Genomic DNA, 25,650 nt, shown 5'->3' on the forward strand with positions numbered 1-25,650 from the left:
TCAGTTTCGACACGGTTTTGTGATTGATAATATGACCCCTATTTTTCATTTCTAAGGTAATTCTTCGGTAACCATACCGTCCTTTATGGTCATTATAGATCTTCCTGATCTCTTTTTTAGCACATTCATGCTTATTCAACACTGAAATTGTTTTGACATGATAATAGTAACTGCTTCTGGCAGTTTTTGATATACTCAATAAGATATCCAATGGATATTGATGCCTTAACTCACAAATCACTAACGCTTTTTGCTTTGCTGTGTTTGTTTCTCCCGAGTCAAGGCGTCGAGCTTTTTTAAGAAGTCGTTTTCGGCCCTCAGATAAAGGTTCTCTTTTTCAAGTTCCTCCAATCTGGTAAGTGGTTTATCTTTTTTAGCTGCTGGTTTATCTTTTTTCATCGTTGAAGGCCTACCTTTCTGCTCCCTGAGACCTAATATTCCCATTTGTTCATACTTCGATATCCAGGATGATAATGTGCTCTGTGTAGGAATATTAAATTGAAGACAACAGTCACGCAAAGATAGTCCCTTATTCTTAGAAAATTTAACCACCTTTAACTTAAATGATGTTGTATAGTAATCATAACGCTTAGCTAGCAATCCTTTTGCGCCAGATAAGAGATAATGGTCAGTCCATTTAGTTATCAATGACCTTGATATATTCCATTTCTTAGATAAGGAAGTAACTGAGTTTCCCTTTTGATAATCTTTAATAATCTGCAGTTTAAATTCCGTTCCGTGCTTTCTGTTTTTTGTCATAAAAATGCCCCCAATAAGTGTCTAACTTTTTGGGGGCAGTCTAAATCGGGACTTTTTTGTTATGTATTGCGATCTAACTTAAACGAAAATGTTCAGTTCCCGACTCAATTACACCCTCTCGAAAACTCGTCATCTAAACTGAAACGCAGTGAAATGGAGAGATCTATCTACTCAAGAGAAACGACCCTGAAATAGATTACCTTCGGTGAGTTCGCTAATGCTCGGTTCAGGGTGACGACACCAACAAATAGCTTAGTGTGAACGAGCCTAACTACTTAAACTGTACCAAAATCTGATTTTTCTCTACTTTATCCCCCTGCTTAATCAGGATCTTTTTAAGCACCCCATCTGTTGATGATTTTAAAATGTTCTCCATTTTCATCGCTTCCAATACCAAAAGATTATCTCCTTTTTTAACCTCGGCATTTTCGTTAACCAAAACCTTTAATACTAAACCAGGCATAGGAGCCTTAATCTCAGAAACTTTATTTGTGGTCAGATTATCGAGGCCAAGTTGCTTTAGTAAAACATCAAACTGATCTTCAATACTGATCTGATAAATATTTCCATTTACCTTTATTTTACAGGTTTTTCCACTCTTGTTGATGTCAACAAGTTCCGTATTGAAAGACCTGTTTTGGTATAACACGTGTGTATTGCCCTGGCCGATTGTACTTAGATCGAGCTGAATCTGCTCTCCATTCACTAAAAAAGATGAATGCTTGTTCTCAACCTCAAATAAAAACTGATCGTTTACTTTTACTTTATACATGGCTTATTGTGTTAAAGCATACTGCACCAAATTTGCACCCATTTTTAACGCTTTGGTTCGTGTTTCCTGCGTATCTTCAGGATAAGTACCAAAGTCTTCCCAGCCGTTCCCTAAATCGCACTCATAGGTATAATAACAAACTATCCTACCCTTGTAAATTAGAGCAAATCCTTGCGGGCGTTTATTATCGTGCTCATGAATTTTGGGTAAGCCTCCGGTAAATTTAAACTTTTGATTATAAATAGCATGGTTAGCTGGCAACTCTACAAAATTAAGTTCAGGAAATACCCTTTTCATTTGCGGCCTTATAAATTTATCCAGGCCATAATTATCGTCTATATGAAGAAACCCGCCACCTGTAAGGTATTGCCTCAAGTTTCTGATTTCCTGATCGCTGAAAACAACATTTCCATGTCCAGTCATGTAAATAAACGGATAATTGAAAATCTCTCTCGATCCTGCTTCTACTATACTTTCTTCAGGATAAAAGTTAGTTTTCAAATTGGCATTACAATAGGCAATTAAATTGGGTAAAGCTGTTCTGTCTGCATACCAATCGCCACCGCCATTATACTTTAATTTAGCCATACGGTAAGTGGGCGGAATAAAAGCAGTAAGGCCGAAGCCTATGGCTAAAAGACCAAAGCATAAAGTTAAAAACTTTACACGTTTTGAAAACTGAAAATTGCAAACTGAAAACTTCAAACTGACTATCGGTTAAGGTAATTGATTTCAAAACAAACAGATAAAGCCGCAGTTTCTGTGCGCAACCTGTTATCACCTAAAGTTAATGCTTTAAAGCCTTTGTTCAAAGCTAAATCAACTTCATTTGGTGTGAAATCCCCTTCAGGACCAATAAGAATTAAATACTTTTGATGCGGTGCAACCAGTTTGGATATATATTGTTTTTCTCCCTTATCGATACAATGCGCAATTAACCTATGGCCATCAAAAGGTTCCCTTAAAAAAACTTCAAAAGAGATGGCATCATTTAATTTAGGATGATAAGCTTTAATAGATTGTTTTACGGCAGATGTAATGACTTTATTAAGCCGATCTTCCTTAACTACCCTTCGCTCCGACCGATCAGTGATAACAGGTGTAATTTCATCAATACCCAACTCTGTAGCTTTTTCTAAAAACCATTCTATCCGATCGATATTTTTCGTTGGTGCGACAGCTATATGCAAATAATGATTTCTTTTATGAAATTCCGTTTCTACCTTTAAAACAGACAAAGAAACCTTCTTGGGATTATCGGAGGCAATTTCAGCAGTATAAAAACCACCTTTCCCATCTACTAAATTAACAATATCTCCGATGGTTAGCCTAAGCACCCTAATACAGTGTTTGCTCTCTTCCTCGTTTAGTGTATAAGAATTTTGGGTGATATCCGGTGTATAAAAAATATGCATTGTTGAAATTAATGATTATCAACCATATCTTCTTTATTGATTACCAGTTCTAATTTAATGGTTTCGATATTTTGCTCTGTTTTTTTTAAGATGGTAAACAGGTAACCATATGATTCGTTGCTTTCACCCACTTCCGGAATACGTTCAAAAATATGGGAAACCAATCCGCCAATAGTATCGAAATCTTCATCCTCTGGCAAATCGTGAGGTAGATATTCGTTCACATCATACACGGTGGCAAATGCATTTACGATAAATTCATTATCAGAAACCTTTTCTACCAATGGTTTTTCTTCATCGTATTCGTCTTGTATTTCTCCTACAAGTTCTTCTACAATATCCTCTAAGGTAACCATACCTGCTGTACCTCCAAACTCATCTAATACAATCGCAATCTGTATGCGATTACTTTGCAGCTCGCTCATCAGATCGTTAATTTTTTTAGTTTCGGTAACAAAATATGGTTTTCTGATGATATCCTTTAATGTCCAGTGCTGGTTACCGGCTGCAACTAAAGGTAAAATATCTTTCGCATGGATAATTCCAACAATCTTATCCATAATATCATCGTAAACAGGCAAACGCGAATATCCTTCCTTAATAATCGTATCAATCACTTCTTCTTTTGGGGAAGTTAGCTCAATACCAGAGATTTTCGTTCGTGGTACCATGATATTCTTTACCACACGCTCATTAAAATCAAATACATTTTTAATCAGCTCATGTTCGTTATTATCCAATGCACCGCTTTCTTTGCCCTGATCAAGCAGATACTGTAACTCTTCGGTACTGTGGATTGACTCGTGACCAGCAGATGTGTCAATGCCAAATGGTTTAAGAATAATGGCCGCAAGACTGTTCAGTGTCCAAATGAATGGTTTAAATACCACGTAAAATAGCTGCAACGGTACAGAAACGAAAAGCGTTGTGGCTACAGGCCTTTGGATAGCGAAAGATTTCGGTGCCAATTCTCCAAAGACAATATGCATGATTGTGATGAGCGAAAAGGCTACAATTGTAGATGCAGTGTGAATAGAAGCATCGCTTAAACCCCATTCTAAACTATCGAAGAGATTCTTAAAAATGGTATGCATAACGCCTTCACCTACCCAACCTAAGCCAAGTGATGCAAGCGTTATGCCTAGCTGTGTGGCGGCTAAATATCCGTCGAGATTATGGATAATCCCTTTGGCCATTTTGCCAACCCGACTGCCTGTTTTTGCTTTAATTTCAATCTGTGATGCCCTAACCTTTACAATTGCAAACTCTGCTGCAACAAAAAATCCGTTAAGCAACACCAAAAATAACGCTAGGAATAATCTCCAGCCAACAGCAGTGGTATCAGTTTCCTGTACCGCAGCCAAAACTCCGTTTGTAGGCAGGATTGCACTAAGCTCTAAATTTAAAAACAAACAGACCGTGGGTAAATCCATTATGCTAATTCTCTAAATGTTGTGTTATAAAGTTCTATGCTTTCTTTTATTACTTTATGCGCATAGCGAACACCAAGTAAATGTTCGATAGTTACATTTTTATCTTCTAATGCTTTATAATCCTGAAAGAAACGAACAATTTCTTTCATTTGGTGCGGAGGCAACTCATCTAAATCGTTGATATAGTTTACCGACATATCGTGAGCAGCGACAGCTATGATTTTATCATCCTGCTCACCATTATCTACCATATGCATTACACCAACTACTTTCGCCTCAATCAATGTCATTGGATACACATCTACTGAACAAAGTACCAAAATATCTAATGGATCTTTATCATCGCAATAGGTTTGCGGAATAAAGCCATAGTTTGCGGGATACATAACAGATGAAAAAAGAACCCTGTCTAACTTAATCAAGCCAGATTCTTTATCTATTTCATATTTCGCTTTCGAGCCCTTAGGAATTTCAATAATTGCGTTTACAATTTCTGGAACATTGTGTCCAGGAGATACGCTATGCCACGCGTGATGATCGTCTTTTGCCATTTTTAATTTAAATCTGTTTTATCCTCTTCAGTGCCACTCACTACTTTACTTTTTACAAAGGTAATTAATAATGGAATAGTTGTAATAAGGATAAAGCCAATAATAATATATAATAAATAATCGTTGATTTCTTTTTCAAATCTTCTGCCTAAAAAATAACCGAGCAAAGTTAAGGAACAGATCCAAAGTACGCCACCCAATATATTATATAAAGCAAATTTTTTAAAATCCAGTTTCACAACTCCTGCAAAAATCGGTGCAAAAGTTCTAACAATAGGTACAAATCTGCCCATTATTAACGCAAAGGCACCTTGTTTCTGATAATATTCCTTTGCGGCTTTTAAATATCTCTTTTTAAAAAAGAAACTGTCTTTTCTGGTATACAATACCGGACCCGTTTTACGTCCGAACCAATAACCTGTAAAATTTCCGGAAATGGCTGCTACACATAACCCAGCCAGGAGTACTGCAATGTTTACATCCAGCTTGCCGGTCGCCACAAACATTCCTGCCAAAAACAATAAATAATCACCAGGAAGGAAAAAGCCGAAAAACAGCCCTGTTTCTGCATAGATAACGAATATGACTAAATAGAATCCGCCCTCCCTCAATAATTTCTCGGGATCAAGTAGCTGATGCAGGTTATTCCAAAAATCGTGCATATTCAATTATTCGTAAAACTACAAATAATTATTAAACTACAACATACCTATATGAGGTTTAAAATAATTGCAGGATAAATACCCAATACCAATGTTATTGCTACAGAAACCAACAAAACAACTTTATATTGAGAAGGTGTTGAAAGCTCTGTCTCTGCACCATCTTTAAACCACATGGCTACAATTACCCTAAAATAATAATAGAAGCCAACCAGTGCATTTAAAATCGCAAATGCCACAAGCAGGGTTTTATACTCTGTCATTACATTCAGGAACATTAAATATTTTCCAATAAAACCCGCTGTCAGAGGAATACCTGCCAATGAAAGCATCGCTATGGTTAAACACAATGCAACTAACGGATTCCGTTTTGCCAGGCCATTAAAGCTCTCAAAGCTATCGCTACCTGTTTTTTGTTTAACCAAAATTAATACAGCAAAGGCGATAATTGAAGCGAAAGTATAGGCCGCTGCATAAACCAGCACATTATTTCCTGAGTTTTTGGTTAGTACAATTAACGAGAACATTAAATAACCTGCATGCGAAATACTTGAATATGCCAACATACGCTTGAAGTTCTTCTGGAACAGCGCCGTTATATTGCCTATGAATAAAGTTAAACAAACGATTACCATCAATGGCGCAACCCAAAACTCGTGGAGTGGAGCAAAAGCATCAGCAAATAACCTTAAGAACGCCGCGAAACCTGCAGTTTTAACTACTGTACTCATAAAAGTGGTAATTAACGATGGCGCACCTTCATATACATCTGGGGTCCAGAAGTGGAACGGAGCAGCACCAACCTTAAAACTCAAGCCAATCATCATCAGAATTACCCCAGGATAAAATATGGGTGAAACTGCCTGATTATTGACCAAGTAAGCCTGTATTTTATCTAAATCAAAAGAGCCAGTTGCACCATAAACTAAGGTTATTCCAAATAACAGGAAACCGGTTGAGAAAGCCCCCATCAGGAAATATTTTAATGAAGCTTCGTTAGAGGCAAAATCCGTTTTACGTATACCCGCCAAAATGTATAAACTCACCGACATGATTTCCAGGCCTACAAACAGCATGGCCATATTTTTATACGATACCATCATGATCATACCCGCTAGTGCGAAAAGAATCAAGGTATAATACTCGGCTATGTTATCGCTTTTGGCGTGGAAATAGTTCTGTGTCAACAAGAAGATTAAGAGTGTACCGACAATACATATTCCTGAAAATGCCAGTGCAAAGTTATCTGTCTGCATCATTCCGAAATGAACAGCATTACCATTCCATGCAGAAAAAGTAAATCCCAATGCAGTAAGTAAGCCAACAACGGTAAGTGGTAGTAATGCTTTTTTTGCCTTAAACAAACCTGCATAAAGCACTACAAAAGCTGTTATACTAATGGTTATAATAATATTCATTGCTTAATTTACTGTGTTTAATTTTTGATTTACCTGTTCTAATAAATGTTGTACAGATGCCTCTGTTAAATGCAAAACCGGTTTTGGATAAACACCCAGAACAATAATTAATGCACATATGGTATAAAGAACCAATTTTTCGGTTCCTTTGATATCGGTAAAAGTGATGGTTAAGCTATTGGTTTGTCCCAACATGACGTTCTGATACATGCGCAACATGTAAACCGCACCAAATATAATGGTTAAACCGGCAATGGCAGCAGCCCAGATACCGTAGTTGTAAACACCCATCAACAATAAAAACTCACCAATAAATCCATTCGTTCCTGGTAAAGCCACTGTTCCCAACACGATAATTAAGAATGTAATCGCCAACTGAGGTGCTACTTTGGCAATTCCGCCCAACTCTTCAATTTTATTGGTTTTAACACGCGAGAAGATGATATCTAAAACAAAAAATAAACCAACAACATTAATACCATGGCTCAACATCTGCACCATTGCACCTTGCATACCTTGCTGGTTAAAAGCAAAGATACCTGCTGATATTAATCCAACGTGAGCGATAGATGAATAGGCAACTAAACGTTTAGCATCTTTTTGGGTAAAAGCAATCAGCGAAGCATAAACAATACCGATGATTGATAAAATAATAGTCAACTGTCCCCAATCATGAACACCTGCCGGAACAATTGGCAATAACCATCTGATTACACCATAAATACCCATTTTCAACATAATACCTGATAACAACATGGTTCCTTGTGCAGGCGCTGCAGTATAGGTATCAGGCTGCCAGGTATGGAAAGGAAAAACCGGCATCTTGATCGCAAAAGCGATGAAGAAAGCCCAGAAAATCCATCCTTGTTGTGCACTGTCTAAGTTTAAAGCATAAAAGGCCTGAATGTTAAAATTGTGCGCAGGGTTTTGAAGATAGAGATAAATAATCCCCATCAACATAAACAATGAACCAGCAATGGTATACACAAAAAACTTCATGTTGATCCGGATGCGGTCTTTTCCCCCCCAAATAGCACAGATAAAATAGATTGGAATTAATGCCGCTTCCCATCCGATATAAAACAAGAAAGCATCTAATGCGGTAAATACCAATAATAACCCCGTTTGCATGAATAAAATCAATGCATAAAATGCAGCCGGATTTTTATATTGATGGTTGTAGCTTGATAAAATGATGATCGGTACCAGTAAATTGGTAAGTAATACCACCAGCAGGCTGATGCCATCAATACCTGCATGGAAATTAATCCCCAGATCAGCAATCCATGGCAGGTTAACCTCAAACTGGGTACTTGCATCCGGAATGAAATTGCAGGCAATAACCAAAGCCAGCATTAAAGAAGCTACCGAAAATACGGTAGAAACGATTTTTGCCGACTTACCAGCAAGTGCCGTAATAATTGCACCTGCAAGCGGTAGAAATATAAGTAGTAAAAGTTGTTCCATTATTTATTTTGAACCCTTTTTATATGTAGAAAAATGTATACAATAGCAATGCGATGATACCAAATACCATCATAAATATATAGAAACCTACGTTTCCACTTTGCAATAAACGAATACCTTTACTGGCTTCATTGGTGCTCCATCCCAATCCATTTACAATTCCATCAATAAATTTATTGTCGATAATCCTGTAAAAGAATCTTGATAGGGCATCCAACGGTTTGGTAATGATGAAATCATAAATCTCATCTAAATAAAATTTGTTGTAGGATAGTTTTGCCAATGCTGAACGCGGTGCTTCATCAGCAACAGGAACCCGAGCTCCTTTAACATACCTGGTATAAGCATACAATAAAGCTATTACAGCTGCCGCAACCGAAACAGCCATTAATGAGTATTCAGTAGAGTGACTTAGCTCCAATTCATGCTGTGCAACACCTGCACCTGATAGCCAATGCGCCAACCATTCGTTACCACCAAAAACGTGAGGAAGATTAATTGCTCCACCAATTGCAGCAAGAACAGCTAAAATAATCAGAGGTAAAGTCATTGCTGCTGGCGATTCGTGTACGTGGCTTTCTTCATGATGTGTTTCGCGGTATTTTCCAGAGAAAGTCAGGAACATCATTCTGAACATATAGAACGCCGTTAAAAACGCGGTTAAAACCCCAATTCCCCAAAGTATCGGACTAGCCTGGAAAGCATGTGCCAAAATTTCATCTTTAGAGAAGAAACCCGAGAATGGCGGTAAACCTGCAATGGCAATCGTACCGATCATCATGGTTAAAAAAGTAACCGGAAGTTTCTTTCTCAATCCGCCCATATGGCGCATATCTTGTTCATGATGCATGGCATGAATTACAGAACCTGCACCCAAGAATAATAATGCTTTAAAAAATGCGTGGGTTAATACGTGAAAGAATGAACCGGTATAAGCGCCAACGCCTAAACCTAAAAACATATATCCCAGTTGTGATACGGTTGAATAAGCCAATACCTTTTTAATATCCGTTTGTGTTAATGCAATGATAGCGGCTACTAAAGCTGTTGCTGCACCTATAATGGCAATAATGTGCTGGGTAAGTGGTGCCAGATCAAATAATACACTAGAACGTGCAATCATATAAATACCTGCCGTTACCATTGTTGCAGCATGAATTAACGCTGAAACTGGTGTTGGTCCGGCCATTGCATCCGGTAACCAGGTAAACAAGGGCAATTGAGCTGATTTACCACAGGCACCGATAAATAATAAAATGGTGATTAAAACCAAGGTATCTGTACTTCCACTAGCTGCCTGAGGGAAAACTTTAGCAAATTCTACACTGCCAAAAGTATTGAAGATTAAAAATACACCTAACAAAAAGCCCAAATCGCCAATGCGGTTCATTACAAAAGCTTTTTTAGCTGCTGATGCATAAGCACTATTGGTATACCAGAAGCCGATTAGCAGGTAAGAGCATAAACCTACACCCTCCCAACCGATAAACATCACAATATAGTTTGAACCCAATACCAATAACAGCATGAAGAACACAAACAAATTTAGGTAAGCAAAAAACTTACCGAAACCAGCATCATCATGCATATAGCTGGTTGAATACAGATGGATCAGGAAACCAATTCCGGTGATGATCAAAAGCATGATAGCGCTTAAAGGATCTACCAGAAAAGATAATGGAATGTGCAATGCACCTGCACTGATCCAATCGAATAAAAATACTTCGTGAGATTTTTGTGTATCGCCTTGTAAACTAAAGAAAATAACTAAGCTGATTACAAAAGAGGCAAGGATTACCCCACTTCCGATGATGCCAACAAGTCCTTTAGATAAAGAGTTTCTGCCCAGCCCATTAATTACAAAACCTAAAAAAGGTAGTAACGGAACCAACCAAATCAATTGTTCTATTGTCATTCTTATTATATATTTACCACTTAAGGCGATTTAAAACATTAATATCTATCGATTTTGTATTTCTGTAAACCATAACGATGATGGCTAAACCAACTGCAACCTCTGCAGCTGCCAGGGCCATAATGAAAAATACGAAAACCTGTCCGGATGGATCGTTGCTATGCACAGAAAAAGCGGTTAACAATAAGTTAACGGCATTAAGCATCAGCTCTACTGACATAAAGATTACGATGGCATTTCTACGGGTAAGTACACCGATTACGCCAATAGAAAAAATAATGGCGCTTAAATAGATGTAGTGATTTAGCGGAACGCCCTGAAGTTGTGATGTTAAGTTTTCCATTATGCTTCTACCTCATCTCTTTTAGATAATAAAACGGCTCCTACCATTGCTGCCAATAGTAATAGAGATGACAATTCGAATGGTAATAAGAATGGGCCAAAAAGCTCCTTACCAAGATTTTCTACCAATCCCAATCCCGGATTTTTTAAAATCAATGGACTGGAAATACTTGCTGATTTTAAAGAACCGATTAAGGTAACCACCAAACAACCGCCGGCAATCACCCCGACGATTTTAATCAGCGGCGACTTACTAGGTTCGGTGTCCTTATTCAGGTTAAGCAACATCAGTACAAATAAGAAAAGTACCATAATTGCCCCCATGTAAACAATAAAGTTTACCACTGCTAAAAACTGTGCGTTTAGCAATACATAGTGAACGGTGAAGGTAAAAAAGGTAAGGATTAAGTACAACACACTGTGGATCGGATTTTTTGCAAAAATCACCAGCAGCGAAAAGATGATACTTAATGTGGCTACGAAATAGAATACTTGTGTACTCATTAATTGTTTATTTATTTAATATGTTTTCGTCACCCTGAATTTATTTCAGGGTCTTGTAGAGAAGATGCTGAAATAAATTCAGCATGACGATTATCTTAGTTATAGTGTTCGTGTCCTCACGAACCATTATTTATTTTTTCATTTCCAGTGGTGCCTCTACCAACTTATCTTTTCCGTAAATAAAATCCTTACGTAAATAATCAGCAGGTACAATCGGGCCGTCTAGGTAAATAGCTTCTTTTGGACAAGCTTCTTCACATAAACCACAAAAAATACAGCGCAACATATTGATTTCGTAAGTGGCTGCATATTTTTCCTCGCGGTATAAATGTTTTTCTTCAGGCTTACGTTCTGCAGCAATCATGGTAATGGCTTCAGCCGGACAAGATAAAGCACATAGGCCACAGGCAGTACAACGTTCTTTACCATTCTCATCACGTTTTAGCGAGTGCATCCCTCTAAAGTTAGTCGAAAATTCGCGTTCTACTTCAGGGTATCTTACGGTAGCCTCTTTTTTAAATAAGTGACTGATGGTAATGCCCATGCCTTTGGCAATTGCCGGGAGGTACATCCGCTCCATAAAGCTCAAAGGCTTTTGTTCCAGTACTTTTTTCTTATTACTTAATGATTCCATAATTAAAACTTCTCAATAATCGCAATCACAATACCTGTTATTATAATATTGGCAATAGCCAATGGTATTAAACCCTTCCAGCCTAAATTCATCAATTGGTCGTAACGGAAACGAGGGATTGTCCAACGTACCCACATAAAGAAAAAGATGAACATAACAATTTTACCAAAGAAAACAGCTGTACCAATAAGTGGCGCCCAGGTTGGACCTAAGTGCGCAGCAACGTAATCCATACCAGGATAGTTATAGCCGCCCCAATATAAGGCTGCCATTACTGCCGATGATACGAACATGTTGATATATTCTGCAAAAAGGTAAAATCCCAATTTCATTGACGAATACTCGGTATGGTAACCTCCAATCAATTCGGTCTCACATTCCGGTAAATCAAAAGGTGCACGGTTGGTTTCGGCAAAAGAACAAACCATAAAGATTAAAAATCCCAGTGGCTGGTACCAAACGTTCCAGTTTAATCCATGTTGCTGATCAACAATTTCTTTTAAGCTTAAGGTATTAGTCATTAAAAGCAAAGCAATGATTGATAATCCCATTGCAATCTCATAACTGATATTCTGTGACGCCGCACGAATGGCACTTAATAAAGAATATTTATTGTTTGAGGCCCATCCACCAATCATTACACCATAAACACCTAAGGATACTACACCAAAAATGTATAAAACACCTACGTTAATATCGGCAACCTGAAGCGGAACAATTTTACCACCAATTTCCATTGGACTACCCCATGGAATTACAGCGGTACCAATACAGGCACAAAGTAATGCTAAACCAGGACCAACGATAAATAACCACCTGTTAGATGAAGCGGGGATAATCTCCTCCTTCATGAACATTTTAACACCATCTGCCAGGGGTTGTAAAATACCAAAGGGGCCGGCTCTATCCGGACCTAAACGATCTTGCAAATATGCAGCAACCTTACGTTCAGCATAGGTAGAATACATGGCAATAACTAAACTGATGCCGAAAATTACAGCTACCAGGATAAATTTTTCTATAACAAAAGCGCTATCCATTAGTATTTAACTGTTTTATGTAATTCAATTTCATTTGCAGCCTGTAAAGCCTCATTTGGCTGAATTACGTGCAAAGGTTTTAATGTTTCGTAGTGGTTAGATGCAATTACCGAAGTATCATCAATGTGTGTTGGACGTTCAATTACCCAATCAGCAGTTGCTTTTTTATCAAAGCGGCAAGTATTGCAAATAAAGTCTTCTACTTCGCCAAACTGATCTTTACGGGCTGTAACACGCAAAACATCTGCTCCTTTATACCAAAGTGTTACCTTACCACTGCACTTTTCGTGATCGCAATCGCGGTGTGCATCAACAGGTTTGGTAAACCAAACGCGGTTTTTAAAACGGAAAGTTTTATCAGTTAAAGCACCAACCGGACAGACATCGATTACGTTTCCTGAAAAATCGTTATCAACCGCCTGTTGGATATAAGTAGAAATTTCTGAATGATCGCCACGATTTAAGATACCGTGAACACGTTTATTGGTAATCTGATCTGCAGTAAAAACACAACGATAGCATAAAATGCAACGGTTCATGTGCAACTGAATCTTATCGCCTATATCTATCCGTTCGAAAGTACGGCGCTCAAACTCATAACGTGTTTTTTGTAAACCATGCTCGTAACCCAAATTCTGCAAATCACATTCACCTGCCTGGTCACAAACCGGACAATCTAAAGGGTGGTTAATCAATAATATCTCCACCACACCTGCTCGTGCTTCCAAAACTTCCGGAGAAGTAATGTTAAGTACCTCCATCCCATCCATTACGGTTGTACGGCAGGAAGCTACCAACTTAGGCATTGGACGAGGATCTTTCTCCGAACCTTTAGTCACCTTTACAATACAGGTGCGGCATTTACCGCCACTGCCTTGCAGTTTAGAATAATAGCACATGGCTGGCGGAACAATATCGCCTCCAATCTGCCTTGCAGCATTTAGAATGGTTGTTCCGTTATCAACCTCTACTGTTATCCCATCTATCGTAACCTTAACTTTTTCACTCATGGTTAATGATATTCTTTTACTTTTTTTTAACTTCTACCGTTATTGCGAGGCACGAAGCAATCTTTTTTTATTTATTATTTCCCTTTCGGGATTTTATAACCAATTTCTTTTCTTGGTTGTGCTTTCTGTTCCAATAGTTCATCAAAATACCTGAAGATTACTTCAATGTTTTTATCCTGATTATCTACCTTCTTTTTAATCTTTTCTACTTCTAACCTTATTTCTGTATTACTTAAAACCATTGTTCTAAGCTGTACAAAAACATCAATAATTTTAATACTTACTTCTACCGCCTGTTTACTTTTTAAAACGTTTGATAGTTGCAAAATACCATGCTCGCTAAATGCAAACGGAAGATACTTTGAATATTTCCCTTGTTCTAAGGTCGCAATTTGCGACCTTAAGACTTCATTTTCTTCTTTTGTCAATTCGAACATAAAATGTTCAGGGAACCTTTCTATGTTTCTTCGAACCTGTTCTTTTAATCGCTTAGTTTCAACACCAAAGAGTTCTGCTAAATCAGAATCTAACATCACCTTAACTCCTCTAAAAAGATAAATTTTGTTTACAATTATCTCATTAGGAATTATTGATGTGTCTTGCTTCGGCATTTACAAGTTTATTTTCTAAGATCACAAATTGTGATCTTAGGTTTTATTAAATATCCAACTGATCGAAAATTGCGACCGGCTTCAATTAAATAACTTTCCAAGGCCGCAAATTGCGACCTTTTATTTCTCTTCCGTTACCGGAGCTTTCTCAATCGGTGTTGCATAATTTGCGATACCGTAATTTTGGCTCTGGCTCTTCACCGGTTCCTTAATGTGCCATTCAAATTCATCCCTAAAATGACGGATCGCACTTGCTACCGGCCAGGCTGCTGCATCACCCAACGGACAAATCGTATTTCCTTCAATTTTACGTTGGATATCCCACAATAGATCAACATCTTCCATGGTTCCATGTCCGTGTTCAATTTTGTGCAATACTTTTTCCATCCATCCTGTACCTTCACGGCAAGGAGAACATTGTCCACAGCTTTCATGGTGATAAAAACGAGAAAAATTCCAGGTATTACGAACGATACACTGATCTTCGTCAAAAGCAATGAAACCACCTGAACCTAACATTGTTCCAGTCGCAAAGCCACCTTCTGATAGTGATTCATAGCTCATTAAACGAGGCTCTCCGTTAGCTAATTTTAAAGTGAGGTTAGCCGGTAAAACAGGTACAGATGAACCACCTGCAACTGTTGCTTTAAGGCGTTTGCCATTGGCAATACCACCACAATATTCATCAGAGTAGATAAATTCCTCTACCGGTAAACCCAATTCTATTTCATAAACGCCTGGTTTTACCAAATTACCAGATGCTGATATTAATTTTGTACCCGTACTTCTGCCAATACCGATTTTAGCATATTCATCGCCACCATCATTGATAATCGGCACTACAGCTGCAATAGATTCAACATTGTTAACCACAGTAGGGCAACCATACAAACCAGCAATAGCGGGGAATGGTGGCTTAATGCGTGGATTACCTCTTTTACCTTCCAATGATTCTAACAAGGCAGTTTCTTCGCCGCAAATGTAGGCACCACCACCCGGTTGAACGTATAATTCTAAATCGTATCCGGTTCCTAAAATGTTTTTACCCAACCATCCGGCAGCTTTAGCTTCGGCAATTGCCTTTTCTAAAATACGGATCTGAGGCATCATCTCACCACGGACATAGATGTAAGAAACCTTTGCACCTAAAGCGAAACTGGAAACAATCATTCCCTCAATTAACGCATGAGGGATGTAAGTCATCAGATAACGGTCTTTAAAAGTTCCTGGCTCAGATTCATCGGCATTGCATACCAAATAACGTGCAACACCTTCTGGTTTAGCCAAAAAGCTCCACTTCATTCCCGTTGGGAAACCTGCACCTCCGCGACCGCGTAAACCTGATTTTTTAACCTCTTCTACAATCTCTTCCGGGGTTAAGGTTTTCAGGGCTTTTTCCACAGCACGGTACCCGCCTTTCTGGCGATAGACGTCAAGTGTATTGATGCCTGGTACGTTTATATGCTCAAGTAATAATTTACGGCTCATTATTTATAGATATGAGATGTGAGATATGATATGTCAGACAAATGCCTGGTCTCATACCTCAAATCTAGTTTCTCAAATCTTATTTTTTAAATCTTCAATCAATTTATCTACACTTTCGGTAGTTAAGTTTTCATAGAAAGTATACTCCGGGCTAATCTGCAACACCGGGCCATAACCACAGGCAGCTAAACATTCAACCCCTCTAAAGCTGAATAAACCATCAGGAGTAACTTCTCCTTCCTTAACACCCAATTTGTTTTCCAGGTGGCTTAGTATTTTCTCGGCACCCACCAAGCAACATGGACCGGTACGACAAACCTCCAGGGCGTATTTACCTTGCGGTTTTAGAAAATACATGGTATAAAATGTAGCTACTTCATAAACTTCAATCGGCTGAATGTTTAAATATTCAGCAACCTGATCCATAGCTGAAGTAGGCACCCAAAGAAACTCAGCCTGCACCAAATGTAATAATGGCAATAAAGCTGATTTTTGTTTTCCTTCTGGATAACGGCTTTTTACTTCATCAAATTTGGCCAGCAATTCTGATGAAAACACTACAGGTGTTTGTTCTTCTACTTTAAGCATCTAATTCTCCTGCAATAATATTCATACTACTCATGTTGATAATGGCGTCAGACAATAACATGCCTTCGCTCATCGGTGCAAACATCTGGTAGTTTATAAAACTTGGTCTGCGGAAGTGCAAACGGTATGGGGTACGGCCACCATCATTTATCAGATAGAACCCTAATTCACCATTTCCACCTTCTACAGCGTGATAAACTTCTGCTTTCGGCGCATCAATTTCGCCCATCACAATTTTGAAGTGATAGATTAACGCTTCCATATTGTTGTAAACTTCCTGCTTTGGAGGAAGGTAAAATTCAGGAACATCGGCGTGAAAAATACCCTTTGGTTCTGTTTTTAACTTCACAACGGCCTGTTCAATAATGCGGACACTTTGCCACATCTCTTCATTACGTACCAAATATCGGTCGTAAATATCACCGCTTGTACCAACAGGTATTTCAAAATCAAAATCCTGATATGAAGAATAGGGATCGCTTACACGAACATCATAATCCACGCCTGTTGCGCGTAACAATGGGCCAGTCCAGCTATATTCTAAAGCAGTTTCTTTACTCACTTCTGCAACGCCAGCCGTTCTGTCAATAAAAATACGGTTACGCGTTAACAGATTTTCGAATTCTTTTAATGCTTTAGGAAATTCTTTTAAAAACTTATCGATTTTGGCAAAGGCGATATCGTTGAAATCTCTTTCAAAGCCACCAATACGCCCTATATTTGTGGTTAAACGTGCACCACATACTTCCTCAAAGATTTCGTAAATATGCTCACGGAACTGAAAAAGATATAGGAAAGTGGTGGTAGCTCCTGTATCCTGACCGATAATCGTATTACAAATAATATGATCTGCAATACGCGAAAGTTCCATGATAATTACCCGAAGATAATCTACACGTTTCGGTATCTGAATATTTAACAACTTCTCAACCGTCATGTGCCAGCCCATATTGTTAATAGGCGAAGAACAATAATTTAAACGGTCGGTAAGTGGTGTAATCTGATAAAACGGGCGATGCTCGGCAATCTTTTCGAAAGCCCTGTGTATGTAGCCAATAGTGGAAACGCCGCTTACAATACGTTCGCCGTCCAACTGCAGAACATTTTGAAAAACGCCGTGGGTTGCAGGGTGGGTTGGGCCTAAGTTTAGGGTTACCAGCTCACTTTGCGGGTCGTTATCTGTAAATACCGGATGGTTATGATTCATAGTTTACCTTCCAAAAAATTCGTCTTTTTTATCTACCCTGTTCGGATCTTCCAATGGATATTGCTTCAACATCGGGTGAACGCCCAAGTCATCCATATTTAAAATACGGCGTAAATCAGGATGGCCTTCAAATTTAACCCCGAAAAGATCGTAGGTTTCACGTTCCATCCAGTTGGCACCTTTCCATAAAGTTGTTGCCGTAGGGATAGTTGGGTTCTGCTCTGAAATGAACACTTTAATTCTAACCCTTACTTTTTCAACCATATTATGCAAATGGTAAACCACTGCAATACCATGATCTTTACCAGGATAATGAACCGCTGTAATATCAGTAAGGAAATTGAATTTTAATTCTTCTTTAAGATGTGAAAGCACATTTACGATAACATCTTTATAAGTTACAAAAGTTAATAAACCATAAGGCTCACAAACAGCAGTAACCTTTTCGCCAAACTTTTCAGTCAGTTTAACGTGTATGTCGTTATTTAGCGTGGTTTCTTCCATTATTTAATGCCGTATTGACCTAAGAGTTCTTTGTAATAATCAGAATTTCTTCTTCTGCCCGACTCGTTCTTCACTAAATCCTGAATACGCTGGAAACCATCTAAAATGGCTTCTGGTCTTGGCGGGCATCCCGGAACATAAACATCCACGGGAATCACTTCATCGATGCCTTGTAATACCGAATAAGTATCAAAAATACCACCACTACTCGCACAGGCTCCAACTGCCATTACCCAACGTGGTTCTGCCATCTGGATATAAACCTGCTTTAATACCGGAGCCATCTTTTTCGCAATGGTACCCATAACCATTAACACATCTGCCTGACGGGGAGAGAAACTCAAACGCTCAGCACCAAAGCGACCTAAATCGTAGTGAGAACCCATGGTTGCCATAAACTCAATCCCACAACAAGAAGTTGCGAAAGGTAGAGGCCATAATGAATTTGACCGGGCCAAACCAATCACCTTATCTAAAGAGGTGGCAAAAAAGCCAGGCCCTTCGGTTCCTGGAGGCGCATCAACTATATTAATTTCACTCATGTTTATAAACAAAAAATGCTCATCCCTTCAAAGAATGAGCAACAAATTTACAATATTTTAAAGGCAAAAAAGCGAGCTTTACCTGATTTAGAACCTTTCTAAATAAAAAAACCGCTATAGGTTAGTGTAAGTGATACACCTCCCGGTTTATAGCTGGCAATTTTCAGTTTACAGTTATTAAACTGGCGATAATTAACTGCTAATTGTAAACTGATAAGTGAACTGATACCTGCAAACTGATTAGTTCCAGTCTAAAACCTTTTTCTTGATTACGTAGATAAAACCAAGCAACAATGTACCCATAAAGATGAACATCTCAATCATTCCATCCATTTTTAATGCACGGAAGTTAACTGCCCAGGGATACATAAAGATCACCTCTACATCAAATAATACAAAGAGGATGGCTACTACGAAATATTTGATTGAAAAAGGCTGGCGTGCATTACCTATTGATTTTACCCCCGCTTCAAAAGTCTCCAGTTTATCGCTGGTTTTGCGTTTCGGCCCTAAAAAGTGGGTAGCAACCAAGGTAGTTACTACAAAACCTAAAGCAACAATCACCTGAAATATAATTGGTAAAAAATCTATAGCTGAACTTTGCGCTTGCATAATTTCTATTTTTGTGATGCAAAAGTAAAAGAAAAAGGCAGAGTAACCAAACTCTGCCTTTTCTAAATTATTTAACTTTAAAATTATTTGCCTTTACCTTTGGCTTTTGAAGCCGCAGCAGGTGATTGCAATTCTTTAAGTTTCGCTGAGGCAAAAGGACCTTGAGGGTCTAGCGCTATACTTTTATTTAAAAAGTCAATGGCTTTAGCTTTATCTTTATCAGCATAATACGCACCAAGATAATCGTAAGCTTCTACAAGGTTTGTTTTATTGGCTGCCTGTTCTTCTGGTTTAACTAAGCTAATATACTTTTCAAACAATGGAATTGAAGCATATTTTGGATTTGCCTTATCATCTAAAAGATTGGCAATCCTAGCCCTTGTAAAATAACCCAATGCAAATTCAGGAGAAACTTTATTTAAGTGACTTAACGCTGAATCAGCCTCAACTAATGCAGCTGTATTTAAAGGTTTTTTTTCTCTTTGTGCAAAATATCCTTCCAAGAACCTGGTTTGACCAATATAGTAGTAATTGGTTAACGAACCTTTACCATTTGGATTATATTTAGTTGCTAAAGTATAAATTTCAGCAGCTTTACCATATTTTTTAGCTTTATATAGCGCTAAACCTGCTTCAGCCAAGGCATCTGCATTAGTTGAATCGATTTTAGCTGCTTCAATAATATTATTTACACCTAAACTATCCTGTCCAGCCTTTAACTGAGCTTTACCTAAATAAAGGTAATCATTAGCTAAAATTTTAGATTTATCCTTTTCTTTCGCAAAAAATTCTGTCAAGCTTGTTAATGCCTGAGGGTAGTTACCATTTTCATAAGCTGCCCAACCTTTCATCCTGGCAACAACATTACCTTTAGGGTCATTTGCAGGAACCTGTAACGATGAAGCTACTTGCTCTAATGTTTTATAATCTTTCGCATAAAATAAGAACTGAGCATACCGCAATTGAGATTCTAAAGATTTGTCGGTTAAATCCATGTATTTTTTATAATTCTCAATTGCTTTTGCTGCTTTCTCTTTATCAACACCAAAGCTACTCCATTGTAAATATAACTCGCCTAACTCACGGTAAGCCGGACCATAATTTGGATCAGCTGCAATTACATCCTGTAGTTCTTTTTCTCCTTCAGGAAAAGCCCTGGATTCTTTATACATCTTACCGATTTGCGTTTTAGCTCTCCTGTTGTTCGGATCGACATCATTCACACGCATGTATGGGCCTAATGCTTCAGAGTTTTTCTTTTGTAAGGCATAAGCATCACCTTGAGCCAGGAAAACGTCAGCATCCTTATCTTTTGAATCCAATTCATCAGCTTTAGTGATATTGGCTAATGCATTGGTAAAGTCAGGTTTTGATACATCATCACTTGGTTTATCCTGTGCTAAATAAGCCCTACCGATATACAAATAAGTTTTGTAATCTTTAGAAGCCAATGCTACAGCTTTATCGAAATTAGTTTTTGCAGATGTTGGATCATTAGATAATAAATCTGCTTCGCCCAAACCAATTAAGTTTAGGTTGTTTTTAGGATCAGCGGTAAGCCCTTTGTTAAATACGGCCCTAGCTGAATCAATATAACCGGTTTTTAAATAAACCAAACCAAGATTGTAATAATTATCACCATCTGAAGCTTTTGAACTCACCAACGATTTAAGCATTGATGATGCTTTTTGATATTGCTCCGCGTCGATGGCTTTTTTCGCGTCATTTAAACTTTGAGCAAAAACTGCAGAACCCATCAACACCAAACCTACATTTAAGGTTATTGCTTTCTTTAAAATTTTCATCGGATATCCTGTTTTTTATTTAATAAAAATGAAGTGCCTCTATAGACTTACTTCGTGGTTCAATTTATAATTTTTAATTTAATTTCCTTTAGTCAGGTTAATTTGTCTCGGCATTAATTTATGTGGGCCAAGTCCAGATTTGAGTACAATCAATTGCCCTCTCTGACTTCTTAACCATGTTGCAAATCCTGTGCCTAAACCGTCCCTTCCTTCACAATCAATGATATTGATATTTCTTAAGAAAGGATAAACGCCATTAATCAAGTTATCTTGAGTTGGTTTATAGAACTGATCATCTCCCGCCTTACCTTTCAAATTCTTCACACCCAACACTTTTATCTTCGAAAGGTATTCGCCTAGCTCTGTATCTTTGCCCGTAATCCAATTTACGCCTAAAATACCAATAAAATTTTTATCTTCTGCAATAAGTTTAATTACTTCTTTGCTAGAATTTTTTGAATAAACACCTGTAGCTGGAAACTGGCTGATATGGGCCAACTCTTTAAAATACTGAAAGGTACTGGAATAAGCATTATCAAATACCAGTTTTTTATCTGATTTCTTCCCTTGCAAAATATCAATAACCTCTTTAACGTTAATTGTACTATCGATATTGCCTCCGTTGGTAATTAAAGCAATACCATCAATAGCAAAACGCGAAGTATTGATTTTAATCTGACGTTGGTTGTAATATTTTTCTTCTGCCTTGGTTAACAATCTTGGCAAAACGATCACCCTTACACTATCATTCAAAAAAGCAGGTAATAATTTTTCTTCAGGTTTAACTGTAGCCTGAAATCTGGCATCCGGATAATCTAAACTAAAAATATCGATCTGATTCTGAACAATCGGTCCAACACTTTCATCAACCAATATTTTTAATGTACCACTTGTTCTCGTTTCTTTAACAGCAGCCGTCTTATTTTTGCGCTTGCAGGATACCAATAAAGCCAGTACACAAAATATTAAAAGAATTTTTTTCATTAAATGATTAATCGCGCCTACCAAGGCTTAAAAGTCTTACAAAAGCATAAATAATAAGGAAGATACCAATTGTAATCCGCCCCCATTCCGGAATGGCACTCAACCGAAGTGCAATAGGTTTATAAAATATAAATGCGATACCAAGTATTACATAAAAGATAAACATGATAAGGCCTAAAATGAGCAAAAACCGCTGTTTAGGCGATTTTTGCTTAAAGATATCGAAATTTAACATTTACGATTAGTTCAATGTAAAGTTAACGTTGATGTTATATTTTACCCTTACCGGCTTACCATTCTGGATACCTGGATTCCAACGTGGACTTGCTTTCAATACACGGATGGCTTCTTCATCAGTTCCGCTACCCAAACCACGGGTAACTGTGATATCAGTTAGTTTACCATCTTTTTCCACAACGAAAGATAAAAATACTTTACCCTGAACGTTGTTTTCTTGTGCCATTGGCGGGTATTTTATTGCTTTACTTAAGTAGCCATAGAATTTAGAAATACCTCCCGGGAATTCTGGCTGTTTCTCGATACTAACAAAATCGTAAACTTTATTATCATCAACCGCAACAGCAGCTTCTCTTTTGGGTCCTTCTCCTACCGGTTCAGCGATATTAATCTCTGCGGTCGGATCACCTTTGATATCTCTCTGACCTGGATCAGCTTCCTTCAATTTTTCAACCGTAGGTGGTTCATCACGAACCTCAATATCAGGTTTTACAATTGGAGGTGGCATTTTCACCTGGTCAACCTTTGGTGGCGGTGGCTCTACCGGTGGCGGTGGAGGTGTTTCCGGATTTACCGGTGGTGGTGGAGCTAAAATCACTTCCTGTGCTTTTACCTGTTCCTCTTGCTGATCCATTGAGCCTTTGATAAGACTATAGATTTTTGGAGTAAAAAATAAAATCAGGAAGACAATAGATCCAATAATTAAGGCTCTTGTAGTATTAGCACCATTGGTTTTACGCAATTGATACGCACCATAGCTTTTGTTTTTATCTTCAAAAACCACTTCAAGCCATTCTTTTCTGAATATATCTAACTTCGACATAAAATTGGTTTTATTTGATTATAAAATTCCCTTTTCTCTCATGAACTGCTTCTCATTATCAAGGATATTATCATCATCAATCTGACGAACCTTTACTTTAAGAATCTCTAACTCGTCCATAATATCCACAAAGTTCTGAAAGGTAGAACCTGATGTTGGTTTTACAAGTACAACGAAGTCGCCCGCAACACCCGAAGCATCAGCTGCTTTTCTATTTTTTACGATAGCATCTTCAATCTGTGAACCTGATTCAATTGTTGGTGCGCTTTCGCCAGCTACTCCCATGTACCAAGCTACTTTATTGTTTTTACCCAATAAAATGGTCATCGTTTTACTTGCTTTCAGCTCTAATCTATTTTCAGGTAACTTCTCGTTTTTATCTGGCTTTGCAATATCCATCGCTTGTGGCGTAGAGATTACTGTTGTTAAGATAAAGAAAGTTACCAAAAGAAACATTAGATCCACCATTGGGGTCATATCAACCCTTGGCGTGGCTTTCTTCCCGCCCGTGTTTAATTCTGCCATTTCTTATTTCTTCTTTTTAGCTTCAGAATTAGTAACCAACAAAAATTTGTTTACACTTTGTTTCTGAAGTACATCAATAATCTTTTTCACAACTGGATACTCTTCTTTAGCATCACCTTTGATACTGATACGCATATCCTGATTGTTGATTTCTTTTGTAGCCTTACGTGCATTCAGCACCCAAGCATTTAATTGATTATCGGTTGAGTCAGCAGGAATACCTGGCTGAATGCCTGGTTTCATGCGGTCGCCCGCGTTCATCGCAATTAACTGCTTTAAGCTTTGAATAGGAACACCGAAACTTCCGATCCCTGAGAATCTAACCGTTTCTTCTGGTGTAAATTTTACACCATATTGTTCGCCCATCAGCTGCAATGTTTTTTCTCTTACTTTTGGTCCTGCTACTTCAAAGAAAACTTTTCCCTGGCCAATGGTCAATATCGCATTGTTTTCTACCGGCACCTTAAACTCATATGTAGATGAGGGTGTAGAAACAGCTAGGGGTTCTGGTTGTCTTGCCGTAGCAGTTAAAATGAAGAACGTAAGCAACAATGCCGCCACATCGCACATTGCGGTCATGTCTGTTACTGTACTTGTTCTTTTTACTTTAATTCTAGGCATAATTTTTTTTACTAGTTTTAATAATGATGATCTTTTTTCCGGTTTTCCATAAAGCCGGTAAAAATTTTTTCAAAATTCTTATTTATGCGAACTAGCGTACGTTTGAACGATGCTGAAACCAGCCTCATCGATTGCGTAAGTTAACTTATCAATTTTAGATGTTAAGATGTTATACATGATGATCGCTAAAGTTGATACCGAGATACCTGTCATGGTATTGATCAAGGCCTCAGAGATACCTACCGCTAATGCTGCCTGATCCGGAGCACCAGAGTTAGCTAAACCGGCGAATGCACGGATCATACCTGTTACTGTACCCAATAAACCGATCAAAGTACCGATTGATACCAAAGTAGCGATGATGGTTAAGTTTTGCTCTAACATTGGCATTTCTAAAGCTGTAGCTTCTTCAACTTCTTTTTGGATAGCAACGATAGATTGCTCAACATCCATATTAGTATCCGCTTCAACTTCACTGTATTTTTTCAAACCAGATTTAATTACGTTAGCAACTGAACCTTGTTGTTTGTCGCATTCAGCTTTAGCTGCTTCGATATTACCTGAATTTAATAAACCTTTTACTTTAATAATGAAAGTATCTAAGCTTGATTTACCACTGGCTTTACCGATAACGATTAAACGCTCGATAGAGAAAACGATTGTTGTTAATAATAAACCAATCAAAACGGCAACAATAGGACCTCCTTTGTAAGCTGTACCTGGATAGTTGTTTGGTAATGGTAAGTTTTCGTTGTTGTTATCGATAAAGTTCGACGGATCTCCCAATACATATTTCCAAATCACGAATCCGATAACGATACAAATAGGAATAACTAATGTTGCGAAAACATTTGAAGCACTAGAAGAGCTCTCTTTTTTAACAGTTGCTGGTTTTGGTGCGTTTGCCATTTTTTTTTGAATTTTTAGTTTTAGTTCTTGTTTTTAATTTTTAGCTGTTTGTTCTTTTTGTATTACACTCAACGTTTCATATTCGATATTGTTGCGAAAAACAAATTTATAAATTGATTTTAAATTACAAATTAATAAATCAATAAGCAATTAAATCGTTACTTAGAATTTTGTTCCGCTAAATCACCACCGTGTATAACAAAAAAATTGCCCCAGCCGAGGCAATTCTTTCACAATAAAAACTAAAAAAAAATCGAATTGCAAATTTTTCG

General features: G+C 37.8%; 30 protein-coding genes. All 30 read right to left on the reverse strand.

The genetic code is table 11. From position 1 onward, the window contains the following. Window positions 1–241, reverse strand: a 241-nt coding sequence (locus tag ACFE6N_RS00005; RefSeq protein ID WP_378932487.1) for an IS3 family transposase, incomplete at its 3' end; no start/stop codon positions are given. Further along, window positions 241–759, reverse strand: a complete 519-nt coding sequence (locus tag ACFE6N_RS00010; protein WP_378932490.1) for a helix-turn-helix domain-containing protein — start codon at window positions 757–759, stop codon at window positions 241–243. The genes ACFE6N_RS00005 and ACFE6N_RS00010, both read right to left, overlap by 1 nt. 271 nt (window positions 760–1,030) lie before the next feature. Then, entirely contained in the window at window positions 1,031–1,531 is a 501-nt protein-coding gene (locus ACFE6N_RS00015) for a biotin/lipoyl-containing protein (protein ID WP_378932493.1), read from the reverse strand. 3 nt (window positions 1,532–1,534) lie between these two features. Then, a complete protein-coding gene (locus tag ACFE6N_RS00020) occupies window positions 1,535–2,119 on the reverse strand; it encodes a DUF4159 domain-containing protein (RefSeq protein ID WP_378933821.1) in 585 nt (194 codons plus the stop codon). Window positions 2,120–2,241: 122 nt separating this feature from the next. Beyond that, window positions 2,242–2,946 (reverse strand): 16S rRNA (uracil(1498)-N(3))-methyltransferase, encoded by a 705-nt coding sequence (locus ACFE6N_RS00025; protein ID WP_378932495.1) that lies wholly within the window; start codon window positions 2,944–2,946, stop codon window positions 2,242–2,244. 8 nt (window positions 2,947–2,954) lie between these two features. Then, window positions 2,955–4,379: a hemolysin family protein gene (locus ACFE6N_RS00030; protein WP_090984379.1), complete on the reverse strand. Its 1,425-nt coding sequence runs from the start codon at window positions 4,377–4,379 to the stop codon at window positions 2,955–2,957. Further along, complete coding sequence (locus tag ACFE6N_RS00035) at window positions 4,379–4,930, reverse strand: inorganic diphosphatase (RefSeq protein ID WP_025146339.1); 552 nt, start codon at window positions 4,928–4,930, stop codon at window positions 4,379–4,381. Before ACFE6N_RS00035 ends, ACFE6N_RS00030 begins: the two co-directional genes overlap by 1 nt. Before the next feature lie 2 nt (window positions 4,931–4,932). Next, complete coding sequence (locus ACFE6N_RS00040; RefSeq protein WP_378932500.1) at window positions 4,933–5,592, reverse strand: DedA family protein; 660 nt, start codon at window positions 5,590–5,592, stop codon at window positions 4,933–4,935. 47 nt (window positions 5,593–5,639) lie between these two features. Further along, window positions 5,640–7,010, reverse strand: a complete 1,371-nt coding sequence (locus tag ACFE6N_RS00045) for an NADH-quinone oxidoreductase subunit N (RefSeq protein WP_378932502.1) — start codon at window positions 7,008–7,010, stop codon at window positions 5,640–5,642. Between the two features lie 3 nt (window positions 7,011–7,013). Beyond that, window positions 7,014–8,477, reverse strand: coding sequence for a NuoM family protein (locus ACFE6N_RS00050; RefSeq protein WP_378932505.1), 1,464 nt, complete (start codon window positions 8,475–8,477; stop codon window positions 7,014–7,016). 19 nt (window positions 8,478–8,496) lie between these two features. Continuing rightward, window positions 8,497–10,392 carry an NADH-quinone oxidoreductase subunit L gene (nuoL, locus tag ACFE6N_RS00055; RefSeq protein WP_378932508.1) on the reverse strand — a complete coding sequence of 632 codons (1,896 nt, stop codon included), beginning with the start codon at window positions 10,390–10,392 and terminating at the stop codon, window positions 8,497–8,499. Between the two features lie 13 nt (window positions 10,393–10,405). Then, on the reverse strand, window positions 10,406–10,735 hold the full coding sequence (nuoK, locus tag ACFE6N_RS00060) for an NADH-quinone oxidoreductase subunit NuoK (protein ID WP_055908793.1): 330 nt from the start codon (window positions 10,733–10,735) through the stop codon (window positions 10,406–10,408). Beyond that, a complete protein-coding gene (locus ACFE6N_RS00065; RefSeq protein ID WP_090984387.1) occupies window positions 10,735–11,238 on the reverse strand; it encodes an NADH-quinone oxidoreductase subunit J in 504 nt (167 codons plus the stop codon). Before ACFE6N_RS00065 ends, nuoK begins: the two co-directional genes overlap by 1 nt. 130 nt (window positions 11,239–11,368) lie before the next feature. Continuing rightward, on the reverse strand, window positions 11,369–11,872 hold the full coding sequence (locus ACFE6N_RS00070; protein WP_090504254.1) for an NADH-quinone oxidoreductase subunit I: 504 nt from the start codon (window positions 11,870–11,872) through the stop codon (window positions 11,369–11,371). Window positions 11,873–11,874: 2 nt separating this feature from the next. Continuing rightward, complete coding sequence (gene nuoH, locus ACFE6N_RS00075; RefSeq protein WP_134204253.1) at window positions 11,875–12,912, reverse strand: NADH-quinone oxidoreductase subunit NuoH; 1,038 nt, start codon at window positions 12,910–12,912, stop codon at window positions 11,875–11,877. After that, window positions 12,912–13,922 carry a 2Fe-2S iron-sulfur cluster-binding protein gene (locus tag ACFE6N_RS00080; protein WP_090984390.1) on the reverse strand — a complete coding sequence of 337 codons (1,011 nt, stop codon included), beginning with the start codon at window positions 13,920–13,922 and terminating at the stop codon, window positions 12,912–12,914. Before ACFE6N_RS00080 ends, nuoH begins: the two co-directional genes overlap by 1 nt. Window positions 13,923–13,996: 74 nt before the next feature. After that, window positions 13,997–14,533, reverse strand: coding sequence for an ORF6N domain-containing protein (locus ACFE6N_RS00085; protein WP_378932514.1), 537 nt, complete (start codon window positions 14,531–14,533; stop codon window positions 13,997–13,999). Between the two features lie 120 nt (window positions 14,534–14,653). After that, window positions 14,654–16,021, reverse strand: coding sequence for an NADH-quinone oxidoreductase subunit NuoF (gene nuoF, locus ACFE6N_RS00090; protein WP_378932517.1), 1,368 nt, complete (start codon window positions 16,019–16,021; stop codon window positions 14,654–14,656). Window positions 16,022–16,093: 72 nt separating this feature from the next. After that, window positions 16,094–16,609, reverse strand: coding sequence for an NAD(P)H-dependent oxidoreductase subunit E (gene nuoE / locus ACFE6N_RS00095; RefSeq protein WP_145857475.1), 516 nt, complete (start codon window positions 16,607–16,609; stop codon window positions 16,094–16,096). Next, window positions 16,602–17,816: an NADH-quinone oxidoreductase subunit D gene (locus ACFE6N_RS00100; protein WP_090984396.1), complete on the reverse strand. Its 1,215-nt coding sequence runs from the start codon at window positions 17,814–17,816 to the stop codon at window positions 16,602–16,604. The genes nuoE and ACFE6N_RS00100 overlap by 8 nt, the downstream gene beginning before the upstream one ends. Window positions 17,817–17,819: 3 nt before the next feature. Next, window positions 17,820–18,320: an NADH-quinone oxidoreductase subunit C gene (locus ACFE6N_RS00105; RefSeq protein ID WP_378932520.1), complete on the reverse strand. Its 501-nt coding sequence runs from the start codon at window positions 18,318–18,320 to the stop codon at window positions 17,820–17,822. After that, window positions 18,320–18,862 carry an NADH-quinone oxidoreductase subunit B gene (locus tag ACFE6N_RS00110; RefSeq protein ID WP_378932523.1) on the reverse strand — a complete coding sequence of 181 codons (543 nt, stop codon included), beginning with the start codon at window positions 18,860–18,862 and terminating at the stop codon, window positions 18,320–18,322. The genes ACFE6N_RS00105 and ACFE6N_RS00110 overlap by 1 nt, the downstream gene beginning before the upstream one ends. Before the next feature lie 240 nt (window positions 18,863–19,102). Then, window positions 19,103–19,474 carry an NADH-quinone oxidoreductase subunit A gene (locus tag ACFE6N_RS00115; RefSeq protein ID WP_090984401.1) on the reverse strand — a complete coding sequence of 124 codons (372 nt, stop codon included), beginning with the start codon at window positions 19,472–19,474 and terminating at the stop codon, window positions 19,103–19,105. Window positions 19,475–19,557: 83 nt separating this feature from the next. Next, window positions 19,558–21,279, reverse strand: coding sequence for a tetratricopeptide repeat protein (locus ACFE6N_RS00120; protein WP_378932526.1), 1,722 nt, complete (start codon window positions 21,277–21,279; stop codon window positions 19,558–19,560). A 78-nt stretch (window positions 21,280–21,357) separates the two neighbouring features. Next, window positions 21,358–22,263: a PstS family phosphate ABC transporter substrate-binding protein gene (locus tag ACFE6N_RS00125; protein WP_378932528.1), complete on the reverse strand. Its 906-nt coding sequence runs from the start codon at window positions 22,261–22,263 to the stop codon at window positions 21,358–21,360. A 7-nt stretch (window positions 22,264–22,270) separates the two neighbouring features. Continuing rightward, window positions 22,271–22,498, reverse strand: a complete 228-nt coding sequence (locus ACFE6N_RS00130; RefSeq protein WP_378932531.1) for a hypothetical protein — start codon at window positions 22,496–22,498, stop codon at window positions 22,271–22,273. A 6-nt stretch (window positions 22,499–22,504) separates the two neighbouring features. After that, entirely contained in the window at window positions 22,505–23,323 is an 819-nt protein-coding gene (locus ACFE6N_RS00135; protein WP_378932533.1) for an energy transducer TonB, read from the reverse strand. 18 nt (window positions 23,324–23,341) lie between these two features. Next, the gene (locus tag ACFE6N_RS00140) at window positions 23,342–23,848 is read right to left on the reverse strand and encodes a biopolymer transporter ExbD (protein ID WP_090984411.1); all 507 of its coding nucleotides are present in this window, start codon (window positions 23,846–23,848) and stop codon (window positions 23,342–23,344) included. 3 nt (window positions 23,849–23,851) lie between these two features. Beyond that, entirely contained in the window at window positions 23,852–24,469 is a 618-nt protein-coding gene (locus tag ACFE6N_RS00145; RefSeq protein WP_090984413.1) for a biopolymer transporter ExbD, read from the reverse strand. A gap of 78 nt (window positions 24,470–24,547) precedes the next feature. Further along, window positions 24,548–25,378: a MotA/TolQ/ExbB proton channel family protein gene (locus ACFE6N_RS00150; protein WP_090984417.1), complete on the reverse strand. Its 831-nt coding sequence runs from the start codon at window positions 25,376–25,378 to the stop codon at window positions 24,548–24,550. Window positions 25,379–25,650 lie beyond the last annotated feature (272 nt).

Source organism: Pedobacter sp. BG31, assembly GCF_042464845.1.
GTDB classification, from domain to species: Bacteria; Bacteroidota; Bacteroidia; order Sphingobacteriales; family Sphingobacteriaceae; genus Pedobacter; species Pedobacter suwonensis.